Source organism: Parafrankia discariae, assembly GCF_000373365.1.
In the GTDB taxonomy this organism is placed as follows: domain Bacteria; phylum Actinomycetota; class Actinomycetes; order Frankiales; family Frankiaceae; genus Parafrankia; species Parafrankia discariae.
The window spans coordinates 25,847-37,752 of sequence record NZ_KB891228.1 but is presented as its reverse complement, the minus strand read 5'-3'; the positions used below and the strand labels follow the sequence as shown (position 1 = coordinate 37,752).

The window sequence follows — 11,906 nt, the reverse complement described above, 5'->3', positions numbered from 1 at the left end:
GTCAGACAGGCAGACGTCAGCCAGCTCCAGCGCCGGCGGCCCGGGTTCCGATGCGAACCCGGGCCGTCGCCGTTGCCGGCCGGTTCCGGACATCGGGCGTGCCAACGGTCAATTCCTGACATCAAGCCGGGGTAAGTGGCCCGTTCGGGTATCTGCCCGGCCGCGTACGTGTCGCGAAAATGTCAGGCGGGAGAGTGGACCTCCGGCTCCGGAGGTCACTCACCCGGCGACCGACCGGGAAGGGCCCGCCGTCGCCTCCGGGATTTGTGGACCGGGCGCCGGAGCTGATTCGCGCAGGGTGACCACAGGCCGGTAAATGCCCTGGTCCTGGTCACCACCAGTAGTGCGCCCGGGGAGTCCCGACCTCTGGCCGGTGTTCGCGGTGTCGGCTGCCGGACTTCTCGGCGACACATCCGCGGCGACTGCCCGCTGTTTGCCCGCGGTGTGTGCCAGAGCTCATTCGCTGATCCACATGCAGCCTGTACGTACACGCTGTATGGTCTTCCCATAGACCTCGGGTCGCCTCTGAGCGGCCGACGAAAGGGGGGCGTGAGCCGTGGCTGTCGCCTGGCGGTACTCACTCCGCGTTGGAACGTATCTGGCGAAGCAGAAGCTGCTCCGCCGGAAGCACTTTCCGCTCGTTCTGGAGCTCGAACCACTGTTCGCCTGCAACCTGTCCTGCACGGGTTGTGGCAAGATCCAGCACCCCGCGTCCGTCCTCAAGCAGCGTATGAGCGTCGAGGACGCACTTGCCGCGGTGGAGGAGTGCGGGGCGCCCGTCGTCGCGATCGCCGGCGGCGAGCCGTTGATGCACCCTCAGATGCATGAGATCGTCAACGCCCTCGTGAAGCGCAAGAAGTTCGTCATCCTCTGCACCAACGGGCTGCTGCTCCGTAAGAAGCTGAAGAACTTCACTCCGTCGCCGTACTTCACCTTCGTGCTGCACATCGACGGGCTGAAGGAGCGTCACGACGCGATCGTCGAGAAGCCGGGCACGTTCGACGAGTGCATCGAGGCCTTCAAGGCGGCCAAGGCCGCGGGCTTCCAGGTCGGCAGCAACTCGACCTTCTTCAACAACGACAGCCCGCAGGATGTCATCGACATCATCAACTTCCTGAACGACGACCTCAAGGTCGACCAGATCCAGCTCTCGCCGGGCTACGCCTACGAGAAGGCTCCTGACCAGGAGCACTTCCTCGCGGTCGAGGAGACCCGGCAGATGTTCTCGAAGGTGTTCGGCGACGGTCGGCGCAAGAAGTGGCGCCTCAACCACTCGCCGGTCTTCCTGGACTTCCTCGAGGGCAAGAAGGAACTCTCCTGCACCGCGTGGGGGATTCCGAGCTACTCGCTGTTCGGCTGGCAGAAGCCCTGCTACCTGATGTCGGACGGGTACGTGACGTCCTACAAGGAGCTCGTCGAGACGACGGACTGGGACGCCTACGGCCGCGGCAAGGACCCGCGCTGCGCCAACTGCATGGCGCACTGCGGCTATGAGACGTCCGCCGTGCTGGCGACGATGGGTTCCCTCAAGGAGTCCATCCGGGCCGCGCGGATGGGTGCCTGACACCCAGCTCGGCGCGTTGACGACAACGCCGCCCCGACCCGGAGACGGGTCGGGGCGGCGTTTGTCGTTCGCCGGCCCCGTTTCGTTCCCACCGTCGTGCTGTCCCGCGGGACGGGCCCGCGGGACAGCGGTAGGCGGCCGGATGTCTTCGTTGGTCAGTCGTCGGACGCGGGAGGAACACCGGCGCTGACGGCGGGTTCGCCGGCGCTGACGGCGGGCTGGTCGGCCAGGTCGCCGCCACGCCGGCCCAGACCGCGCAGGAGACGGTCGAGCACGATCCCGACATCGGTGCGGGCCCGGTCGGGATCCGCCGCCCGCGCGGTGTACAGGCTCGCCTCGGACAGCAACGCCGCGACGAGCCGGGTCAGCGGTGCCACCGGCAGCGGGTCGATGCGGCCCTCGGCCACGGCCCGCTCGAGCCACTCCGAGAGCAGGCGGTAGCCGTGCTGTTCGACGAGCTGGTCCCAGGCGTCGTTGCCGAGGACCGCCGGGCCGTCGATGAGCACGATGCGCTGGAAGTCGCTGTCGGTGGTGGAGATGTCCAGCAGCGACTGGAAACCGGTACGCAGCTGCGTCCAGGCGTCGCTGGGCAGCTCCGCGCCGCGGGCCAGCTCACCCGCGACCAGCTGCTCCGCGACCTCCATCGCGACCTGTTCCATGACCGTGCGGAACAGGTCGGCCTTGTCGCGGAAATGATGGTAAAGCGCTCCCCGGGTGACCCGCGCGTCCGCGACGATCTCTTCGGTGCCGGTCGCGGCATAGCCCTGTTCGGCGAACCGGCGCCTTGCCGCGGCCAGTAGTGCCTGTCGGGTATCGGCCGTCTGTTCGGGCCGACGGCTGCGTGTCACCCCTTGATTATGGTGCAGGTTCGGCCGAGACACCGGCGGCCGCCCGCCACGCGGTCCGTTCCACATCCTCGTCCGGGTCCGGCGCGATCCCTCCGGGGTGGGCCTGCTCGGGCGTTACACGTTCGCCGCCCGCGACCCCCGCGCTGGAACGCAGCCGGGTGGCCGGCACGAACAGCACCGCGACCAGCGCGAGCAGCGCGAGCGGCGTGCTGGCGAGGAACACGTCGGAGACGCCGAGCCCGTACGCGTGGTGCACGACCTCGGCGACCGGGCCGGGCAGTGCTGTGGGATCAGGCACGGAGCCGCCGTCCCCAAGAGTGTCGGCCGGCAGGCCGTGCGAGCGCAGTCCGGCGACGGACGACGAGCTGACCCGGTGCGTGAGCAGCACGCCGAGCGCCGCGACGCCGCTCGTCCCCCCGACGCTGCGGAAGAACGCCACGGTAGAGCTGGTCACCCCGAGATCGGCGGTGTCGGCGGAGTTCTGCGCGGCGAGCACCAGGTTCTGCTGGGTCATCCCCAGCCCGGCGCCCACCAGGCTGGCGAACACCGACACCGCGACGAGGTTCGTGTGCTCGCTGATCGTGCTCAGCAGGACGAGGCCCGTCCCGATCAGGATCGTGCCGGCGATCAGGTAGCGCTTCCAGTAGCCGGTGCGGCTGATGGCCCGTCCCACCACCAGCGACGCGACGGCCAGGCCGCCCACCATCGGCACCGTGAGCAGCCCCGACGCGATCGGGCTCTCCCCGCGGCCGAGCTGGAAGTACTGGCTGAACAGCAGGTTCGCGCTGTACATGACGGTGCCGACGCAGGCGCTCGCGGCCACGGCCAGCACGACCGTCCGGTTACGGAACAGCCGCAGCGGGACGATCGGCTCGGCGGCCCGCGCCTCGACCCAGACGGCCACGGCGAGCAGCGTCAGCCCCCCACCGAGCAGCAGCGCCGTCTGCGCCGACATCCACGGGAAGCTCGACCCCGCCAGCGACGTCCAGATCAGCAGGGCGCTCACCCCGGCGGCGATCAGGGTCGCGCCCGCGTAGTCGATGGAGATCTCCCGGCGCACCGTGGGCAGCCGCAGCGTCCGCGCGAGAATCACGAAGGCGACGATGGCGATCGGCAGGCTCAGGTAGAAGCAGCCGCGCCAGCCCAGGCCCGGGATGTCGACGATCACACCGCCGAGAAGCGGACCGCTGACCGTCGACACGGCGAAGGTCGCGCCCAGGTAGCCGTTGTAGCGTCCGCGCTCACGCGGCGCGATCATCGCCGCCATCACGATCTGGACCAGCGCCGACAACCCGCCGATCCCGACGCCCTGCACCACCCGGAACGCGATGAGCATGCTCGTGGACGTCGACAGCCCGGCCAGGACGGACCCGGCCACGAAGATCCCGAGGGCCGTCTGGACCAGCACCTTGCGGTTGAACAGGTCCGCCAGCTTGCCCCAGATCGGCGTGGTGGCGGTCATCGCCAGCAGCGTCGCCGTGATCACCCAGGTGTAGCTGGTCGAGCTGCCGTGCAGATCGGAGACGATCCTGGGCAGCGCGTTCGTCACGATCGTGGACGAGATCATCGCCACGAACAGGGCCATCAGCAGGCCGGAGAGGGCCCGCATGGTCTCGCGGTGGGTCAGCCCCGCCGGGCTGGCCCGGCGCTGGCGCCGCTCCTCTGGCGAGTCACCGCCCGCTCCCGGCGCGCTGCGGATCATGGCATGCGGTTGGCCGCCCGGCGGCAAGCCGGGGGGCGGCGTCATCGAGGTCGACGTGGCCTGCTCCCTGGTGACTGGTTCCCCACTGCTTGGTCGTTATCGCTTGGTTGTTGCAACTTGGTGGTTATTGCTTGGTTGTTACAACTAAATTTTAGTAAAGCATGGGGTGGGGGGTGTTGGGGAGTGGCCGCGCCGAATTTCCCCCCGCAGGGGTGTGAGCTTGCGCTCCCGTGACCAGTCGGGAGCGGCCGGCGACAGGCCACCGGGCTCCCGACCGACTCCCGCCCGGCGGCTTCTCAGACCAGGTCGGCGAACACCACGACGTTGTCGCGGTAGCTGGAACGGGCCTGGTCGAAAACGCCTCCGCAGGTGATGAGCCGCAGCGCGGGCGCCCCTGTGGAGCCGTAGACGTCGGCCGCGGGCACCGCGTCCTTCGGGAAGCGGGCCAGCCGGCGCACCACGAAGGTCACGGACGACCCGTCCGCCCGCCTGACCTCCACCCGGTCCCCGGGGACGAGGTCCCGCAGGCGGAAGAAGACCGCCGGCCCCGTCCGCGAGTCCACGTGACCGGCGATCACCGCGGTGCCCGTCTCACCCGGTTCGGGACCCGCGGCGTTCCACCCGGTCTCGCTGAACCCGTCCGGCGCCCGCAGCCGCCCGCCACCGTCGAGGGACAGCGCGACGACCGGCGCCGAGACGCCGATGGTCGGGATCCGGACCCGTACCGGGTCGGCGACCTGGGCCGAACCAGCGCCCGTGCCGGCGGCGGTGCCCGGCCCCACGGTGGACGCTGCCGCCGCCGCCGGCAGCGACGACCGGTCGGTGGCCGTGGCTGTGACCGGGTTCGGGGTCGCCGGCGCCGGAGCCCGCTGGTCCGGTCGCGGCCCGCAGGAAAGCGACCAGGGGAGCAGCAGCATGAGGGCCGCCGCCGGCAGCGACGCGCGGGGCCCGTGCGGGGCCCGCCGCCCGCCTGGGCCACGCCGCCGGCGGGGCCCAGGGCCGCCCCGGGCCCCGCCGAGTGCTCCGGGCCGGTGCCCGGCTCCGGCTCTGGTCCCGGTCAGCTCTCGGCCCGCGCCTGGCGCCGCCGCACGCCGAGGCCGCTCAGCACGCCGAGACCGGCCAGCGCCCCGATACCGGTGCCGCCCACAACGAGCGCGAGCCCGGACCCCCGCCCGCTCCCGTGCCGGGCCGCGGTGGCGGTGGCGGTGCGCGCGGTGCCGCCGGCCCCCGTGTCGATCCCGCCGACGGGCAGCGTGGAGTCGTCGTCCCCGGACACCGCGGCGTCACAGGCCCGGCGCATCTCGATCAGCTTCTCGCGGGTCAGCGTCGTCGGCAGGTGCTCGCAGTCGGGGACGGCCAGCGGCACCGCCCCGCCGCCCGGGACGGGAGGGACCGGTGAGGGCGGCCCGGACGGCTCGGACGGCACGGGTGCCGCGGATGGCGTGGGCTGGGCCGGCGTGGGCTGGGCCGGCGTGGACTGAGCCGGCGTCGGCACGGCCGGAGCGCTGGCGGCGAACGCCGTGCCGCCGGCGCCGACGCCGACGAGAACGGCGGCCAGCCCGACCGCGCCCAGCAGCCTGGACCCGGTTGCCGCCGGGCGGCGGGCGGCGCTCGGGCCGGTGGTGATCGGGCGGATGGCGGTCTCGCGACCCCGCGCCGCGTGATCGTGAGCGGTGCGACCCGCAGCGGTGTGACCCTGAGTGGTGTGATCCATGGAGTTGCGACCTCGCTTCGGTGCCTGCGCGCCGCGGCGAACCCGCGACGCGCAAGCGACACTCGTCGCCGACCATGGGCTCGCGGTGAGACGCGGGTGAGAGCCTTCTCATCGGCCGCTCCCGCCGGCCGCGGAGCCCGGCCCGCGCCGGGAGCCGGGGACCCCCGTTAGCCTTGGCCACTGTGAGGCCCATCCGGTGGCACCGACGGACCACCTCCGCCCGTGCCACCTCCGCGGACGTCGTCCGTCGGCTGCTCGTCGCCGTTCCCGGTGTCGTGCTGGCGGTGGTCGTCGCGGCCGCGATCGCCGCGCCCGGGTTCGGGGTCGCCGTGACCGGTGGCAGCCCGCCGCCGCCACCCGACCTCGGCGGGCCGATCCTCCTGCCGGCGGGCGTCTCGGCGTCGCCCAGCCCGCCGTCCGCGGCGCCTGTTCCCGTCGAGCCCGTGCCACGGGCGGCGAGCGAGCTGGACGCGGCCACCCGGCGCCGGCTCCTGGCGATGGTCGAGGCCGGTCGGCTCTCACCCGGGGCACCGGGGTTCGCCGACCTGACCGGGGTCCCCGCGGTGACGTACCGACCGCTGCCGGTGCCGGAGCCGACCTCGGTGCCCGCGTCGGTCCCGGCACCGGAGCCGACCTCGGTGCCGGGGCGCAGGCCGGCGACTGCGGCAGCCTCGTCGGCGCCCGGGCCGGCGCTGTCCACCCCGGCCGGGCCGTAGCCGTCGCCGCCGCCGCCGCGGAGATGAGGAGATTCTCATCCGGCGCACATGCGTGCCGGGGGATCCGTCGACCAGGCTGGTAGCTCGTGAGGCCGTCCCGGATGCGCCGCGTCGTGCGCCCTGTCACGACCTCGGCGCGCCTGCACATCCTCGGCTGGCAGGTGCTGCTGGTCGCGGTCGCGCTCGCCGGGTCGGTGCTGGTCTCGCGCGAGGTGCTCCTGGCCCGGGTGGACGAGCGCGTCGACCGCGGCCTGGCGCGGCAGGTCGCCGAGTTGCGCCGCCTCGCCACGGCCAGTGTCGACCCGCGGACGTCCCGGCCGTTCTCCGACGTGCGTGAGCTTCTGGAGGCGCACCTGGAGCGCACCATCCCGGGATCCAACGAGACGATGCTCGCGCTCGTCGACGGCAGACCGTTCCGGCGCAGCGCCGAGGAGCCGGTCTACCGGCTCGACAACGACCCGGCCGTGGTCGCCGCCTTCGGCGCTGGGCCGCAGCCGCGGTACGGGACGATCATGACGCCGGCCGGCGAGGTGCGGTTCGCCACCGTCCCGGTCCAGGTGGCGGGCGCCCCGGAGCGCGGCGTCTTCGCCGCGGCGGTCTTCGCCGACCGGGAGCGGGCCGAGGTGGAGGAGGTGGTCCGGGTACTGGCGATCGTCGGTTTCGCGGCGCTGGCCCTGGCCGGAGCCGGCGGCTGGCTGGTGGCCGGCCGGGTGCTCGCCCCGGTGCGGGAGCTGCGCCGCACCGCCCAGGTCATCAGCGACACGGACTTCTCCCGGCGCATCCCGGCGGTGGGCCGGGACGAGATCGCGGAACTGGCCCGGACCTTCAACAGCATGCTCGACCGGCTGGAGGACGCCTTCGCGACGCAGCGCGCGTTCGTCGACGACGCCGGGCACGAGCTGCGGACCCCCATCACGATCATCCGTGGGCATCTGGAACTGCTCTCCGACGATCCGGCGGAGCGCGTCGAGACCGTCGCCCTGGTCACCGACGAGCTGGACCGGATGAGCCGTATGGTCGACGACCTGCTGACCCTGGCGAAGGCGCGTCGGCCCGACTTCCTGCGGGTCGACGAGGTCGATCTGGCCGCGTTCACCGACGACCTGATGCCGCGGGTCGGCGCGCTGGCGCCACGGCGGTGGCGACGGGTGGACAGCGGTTCGGGAACGGTGGTGATGGACCGCCATCGGATCACCCAGGCCCTCGTCCAGCTCGCGCAGAACGCCGTGCAGCACACCGCCGCCGGCGACGAGGTGCGCCTCGGCTCCCGCTCACGCGCCGGCGCCGTGTGCTTCTGGGTGGCCGACTCCGGGCCGGGGGTCGCCCCCGAGGACCGGGAACGGATCTTCGAGCGGTTCGCCCGCGGTCGCCCCGGCCGCGGGACGTCGGAGGGCGCCGGCCTCGGCCTGGCGATCGTGCGGGCGATCGCGGTGGCGCATGGTGGGAGTGTCCGGGTGCTCGGCGAGCCCGGTGCGGGGGCGACCTTCGAACTGACGCTGCCCCGCCAGGGCCCGGTCGGCCCCGCGCGGCCCGCAGCCGCAGCCGCAGCCGCAGCCGCGGGCACGGGCACGGGCACGGTCGCGGCTGCGGAGAGTGACTGAGGTGGCCAACCGGGTGCTGATCGCCGAGGACGAGCACCGGATCGCCTCCTTCATCGAGAAGGGCCTGCGGGCGAACGGGTTCCTGCCGGTCCGCGTCGGTGACGGCGCGTCCGCGCTGGAGGTCGCCCTACGGGGCGACGTCGACCTGATCGTCCTCGACCTTGGCCTGCCTGACATGGACGGCTTCTCCGTGCTGCGGCGGCTGCGCGCGGCCGGGTTGGAGGTGCCGGTAATCGTGCTGACCGCGCGCGACGGCGTGCGTGACACCGTGGCCGCGCTCGAGGGCGGTGCCGACGACTACATGTCCAAGCCGTTCCGGTTCGAGGAGCTGCTGGCACGCGTCCGGCTGCGGCTGCGGGCGGACCGGGCGCCCGAGGCGACCGTCCTACGGGTCCGGGGGGTCAGCCTCGACCTGCGCACCCGCCGGGCCCAGGTGGGTGGCCGCACGGTCGACCTGACGGCCCGGGAGTTCGTGCTCGCGGAGACGTTCCTGCGCCACCCCGGCCAGGTGCTGGCCCGCGAACAGCTGCTCTCCGCCGTCTGGGGCTACGACTACGACCCGGGCAGTAACGTCGTGGACGTCTACGTCGGATATCTACGCCGCAAGATCGGCGCCGACCGCATAACCACCGTACGCGGCATGGGATATCGGCTGGAAGCCTGACGGGTCTGGCTCACCGCATCCTGCCACATTAGTCGGACGGGTACCCCCCGATTCTTTCTTCGGATACCGGCGGCGCCGGCCGTGTGGCATCGTCCCTGGCGTGCTTCCGCTGCTGGTGATTGCGCTGATCTCGCTCGCGTCCTGGATTTTCCTGGCACTGTTCCGGGGATTCTTCTGGCGGACTGATCAAAGGCTGCCCGCCGGCGACGGACCGTCCCCGGAACAGTGGCCGGCGGTAGTCGCGGTGGTCCCCGCGCGTGACGAGGTGGAGGTTCTGCCCGACACGCTTCCCTCACTGCTCGCGCAGGACTATCCCGGACGTCTGGGCATCATTCTGGTGGACGACGCCAGCACCGACGGAACGGGTGAGCTCGCCCGGGAGCTGGCGGCGCGGGCGGCCGCGGATCGGCCCGAGGCGGCGGTGACGCTCACCGTCATCGGATCGAGCGAGCCGCCGGCCGGCTGGACGGGCAAGCTCTGGGCGCTGCGGCACGGCGTCGCGGCGGCCGGCACGCCCGAGTTCCTGCTGCTGACCGACGCCGACATCGCGCACGATCCGAGCTCGGTGCGTGAGCTCGTCCGGGCGGCGACTGCCCGCCGGCTGGATCTCGTCTCGCAGATGGCCCGGCTGCGGGTCAGCACCGGCTGGGAACGGCTCATCGTGCCGGCCTTCGTCTACTTCTTCGCGCTTCTCTATCCGTTCCGGTGGTCGAACGACCCGGACTCGCGGGTCGCCGCCGCCGCCGGCGGATGTTCACTCGTCCGGCGCCGGGTGCTCGCCGACGCCGGTGGGCTGGACGGCATCCGGGACGCGGTGATCGACGACGTCGCGCTGGCCCGCCTGATCAAGAAGTCCGGCGGGCGGACCTGGCTCGGGCTCGCCGACCACGTCTCGAGCCACCGGCCGTACCCGAGGCTGGCGGATCTGTGGGACATGGTGGCGCGCACCGCCTACGCGCAGCTGTTCTGGTCGCCGCTGCTCCTGGTCGGCACGGTCCTCGGCCTCGGTGTGGTCTTCGTCGCCCCGATCGTCGCGACGGTGGCCGGCCTCGCCACCGGTGACGTCGCGGTGGCCGTCGCCGGGCTGCTCGCCTGGTCGATCATGATCACGACCTTCGGCCCGATGCTGCGGTACTACGACCAGCCTGTGCTCTCCGCGCTGGCACTGCCGTTCACCGCTACCCTCTACCTGGCCATGACCATGGACTCGGCCCGGCGGCACCGGGCCGGCCGGGGCGCCGCCTGGAAGGGACGCACCTACTCAGCTCCCGACGGGAAGCGGGTCGACCAGGGAACCGGTCAGGGTGTCGCTCAGGGAGTCGAGGCGGCGGCGCAGGACGAGGGCGTCGTCCGCCAGCGCGCAGACGAGGGCCCCTGGTCCGGCCAGGGGCATCAGGGCGACACCGTCCCCTACCGCGGCGGCGACCGGCTCGGGACCGACCGCCGGCCCGGCGACCAGGACTGACCCGACGGCCCGGGCGCCGGCGAGCACCGCCGGTCCGGCCACCCCCGGGACGCGCGGGCCCAGCCGCAGCTCCTGATGCAGCAGCGGCCGCCGCCACGGCCCGGTGCTGGTCCGCGCGGGCCCATCAGGGCAGTCGGGCCAGTCGGGCCAGTCGGGCCCGTCCGGCCCCGGGGCCTGGTCGAGCTCCACCCGCAGGGAGGTCTCGAGGTCGCCGCCCGGCTCGCCGAACCGGCCAAGGACGATCTCTTCGCGGTACCGCAGCCGCGCGTCCGCCGCCAGGGTGATCTCGGTGATCATCCGGTGCCGGGCCCCCCGGGCGATGACGGTCGGCTCCGGGAGGAACGACAGCATCGCGGCCGGACCCACCTGGGCCCGCACCGTGAAGGTCGACGGCCCGGCGCCGTGGCCGGGCAGGGCCACGGTCGCGGCCACCGACCGCACCACCAGGTGCGCCCCGGCACCGACGACGATGTCGAGGCCCAGATCGTCGCCGGCGAGCGGGCCACCCGCCCCGCCCACGAGGTGGACCACCACGACCCGCCCCGACCCGCCGGTGCGCCGCGGCAGCACGGGCACCGCCGCGCGCAGCTCGGTGAGCCTGGCCGTTCCGGTGCCGTCCAGCTCGACCCGGAGCGCGGCGCGCGCCCGAACGGTCGTGTGGGACGGCACCGCCCGTGTGCCGGCCTCCGGCGGGCCGGCCTCGGGGCGGCTGACCGCCGACGGGCCGACCTCGGGCGGGAGCACCGGGGGCGGGGTCACTCGGGACGGGCGGGCGACGGTAGCTGGGCGAGGACCCAGCCGGCGACGTCCGCGGCTCCGGCGGTTGAGCGAAGGCTGGTGAACAGCACCGGCCGGTCGGCCCGCCCGCCACGCATGGCAGCGGCGTCGCGGGCCATCACGGCCAGGTCGGCGCCGACGAGCGGAGCGAGATCGGTCTTGTTGACGACCAGCAGGTCGCTGCCGGCCACACCCGGCCCGCCCTTGCGGGGCACCTTGTCCCCGCCGGCGACGTCGATCACGAAGATCTGCCGGTCGACGAGGCCGTAGCTGAAGGTCGCGGTCAGATTGTCGCCACCGCTCTCGACCAGGATGAGGTCGAGCCGGCCGAGGTCGGACTCGAGATCCTCCACCGCGTCGAGATTGGCGGTGATGTCGTCGCGGATCGCCGTGTGCGGGCAGCACCCCGTCTCGACCGCGCGGATGCGCTCCGGGTCGAGGACCCCGGCCGAGCGCAGGAAGTCGGCGTCCTCGGTGGTGTAGATGTCGTTCGTCACCACACCGAGCCTGATCCGCCCCGCCAGCTCCCGGCACAGCGCGGCCACCAGGGCCGTCTTCCCGCTTCCCACCGGGCCGCCGACCCCCACCCGCAGGGCCCGGTCGGTGGGCGCCGGCGTGGCGGGCGTACCCGGCGGGCTCTGCCAACGCGGGCCCGCGCCCCTGGACGCGGCCGGCGCGCCCCCGCCGCCGAGAGGCCGATCGTGTTCCAGGTGCACCGGTCGCTCCTCGTCTCGCTGGGTCCTGCTTGGTCGGCGCTCGCGCCGTGCTTGGTCAGCGCTCGCGCCGTGCTGGTCGGCGCGGTACGCGCGCCCCGGACCGGCATCACAGCCCGATGTGCGCAGCGTAGCCCCGTGC

10 protein-coding genes and 1 pseudogene are annotated in these 11,906 nt (G+C 73.2%); 5 read left to right on the top strand and 6 right to left on the bottom strand.

The features are described 5' to 3' along the window. Positions 1–556 precede the first annotated feature (556 nt). On the top strand, positions 557–1,564 hold the full coding sequence (hpnH, locus tag B056_RS0120785) for an adenosyl-hopene transferase HpnH (RefSeq protein ID WP_018503788.1): 1,008 nt from the start codon (positions 557–559) through the stop codon (positions 1,562–1,564). Positions 1,565–1,719: 155 nt separating this feature from the next. On the opposite strand, the gene B056_RS0120780 is transcribed toward hpnH, so the two are convergent. From B056_RS0120780 to B056_RS42920, 4 genes are all read right to left on the bottom strand, one after another. Continuing rightward, positions 1,720–2,412 carry a TetR/AcrR family transcriptional regulator gene (locus B056_RS0120780; RefSeq protein ID WP_018503787.1) on the bottom strand — a complete coding sequence of 231 codons (693 nt, stop codon included), beginning with the start codon at positions 2,410–2,412 and terminating at the stop codon, positions 1,720–1,722. A gap of 7 nt (positions 2,413–2,419) precedes the next feature. Continuing rightward, complete coding sequence (locus B056_RS0120775; RefSeq protein ID WP_018503786.1) at positions 2,420–4,114, bottom strand: MDR family MFS transporter; 1,695 nt, start codon at positions 4,112–4,114, stop codon at positions 2,420–2,422. Positions 4,115–4,410: 296 nt separating this feature from the next. Further along, positions 4,411–5,031: a class F sortase gene (locus B056_RS37355; RefSeq protein ID WP_018503785.1), complete on the bottom strand. Its 621-nt coding sequence runs from the start codon at positions 5,029–5,031 to the stop codon at positions 4,411–4,413. 140 nt (positions 5,032–5,171) lie between these two features. After that, on the bottom strand, positions 5,172–5,828 hold the full coding sequence (locus B056_RS42920; protein ID WP_026239943.1) for a hypothetical protein: 657 nt from the start codon (positions 5,826–5,828) through the stop codon (positions 5,172–5,174). A 182-nt stretch (positions 5,829–6,010) separates the two neighbouring features. On the opposite strand from B056_RS42920, the gene B056_RS0120760 reads away from it, so the two are divergent. The 4 genes and pseudogenes from B056_RS0120760 to B056_RS37350 form a co-directional block, all read left to right on the top strand. Further along, positions 6,011–6,544: a hypothetical protein gene (locus B056_RS0120760; protein ID WP_026239942.1), complete on the top strand. Its 534-nt coding sequence runs from the start codon at positions 6,011–6,013 to the stop codon at positions 6,542–6,544. A 101-nt stretch (positions 6,545–6,645) separates the two neighbouring features. Then, complete coding sequence (locus tag B056_RS0120755; RefSeq protein WP_018503784.1) at positions 6,646–8,145, top strand: sensor histidine kinase; 1,500 nt, start codon at positions 6,646–6,648, stop codon at positions 8,143–8,145. Between the two features lies 1 nt (position 8,146). Beyond that, entirely contained in the window at positions 8,147–8,809 is a 663-nt protein-coding gene (locus tag B056_RS0120750) for a response regulator transcription factor (protein WP_026239941.1), read from the top strand. 100 nt (positions 8,810–8,909) lie between these two features. Beyond that, positions 8,910–10,013 (top strand): annotated as a pseudogene (locus B056_RS37350) (glycosyltransferase); the annotation flags it as partial. A 57-nt stretch (positions 10,014–10,070) separates the two neighbouring features. Here B056_RS37350 and B056_RS46105 read toward each other — a convergent pair. Both B056_RS46105 and ureG read right to left on the bottom strand, forming a co-directional pair. Beyond that, positions 10,071–11,018, bottom strand: a complete 948-nt coding sequence (locus B056_RS46105; protein ID WP_407672400.1) for an urease accessory protein UreD — start codon at positions 11,016–11,018, stop codon at positions 10,071–10,073. Positions 11,019–11,029: 11 nt separating this feature from the next. Further along, positions 11,030–11,767, bottom strand: a complete 738-nt coding sequence (gene ureG, locus B056_RS0120735; RefSeq protein ID WP_020572616.1) for an urease accessory protein UreG — start codon at positions 11,765–11,767, stop codon at positions 11,030–11,032. Positions 11,768–11,906: the final 139 nt, after the last annotated feature.

Excerpts from the sequence above, each read along its gene's own strand:
- B056_RS37355 (WP_018503785.1), bottom strand. The coding sequence starts at position 5,031 with ATGCTGCTGCTCCCCTGGTCGCTTTCCTGCGGGCCGCGACCGGACCAG.
- B056_RS0120755 (WP_018503784.1), top strand. The coding sequence starts at position 6,646 with ATGCGCCGCGTCGTGCGCCCTGTCACGACCTCGGCGCGCCTGCACATC.
- B056_RS42920 (WP_026239943.1), bottom strand. The coding sequence starts at position 5,828 with ATGGATCACACCACTCAGGGTCACACCGCTGCGGGTCGCACCGCTCAC.
- B056_RS0120775 (WP_018503786.1), bottom strand. The coding sequence starts at position 4,114 with ATGATCCGCAGCGCGCCGGGAGCGGGCGGTGACTCGCCAGAGGAGCGG.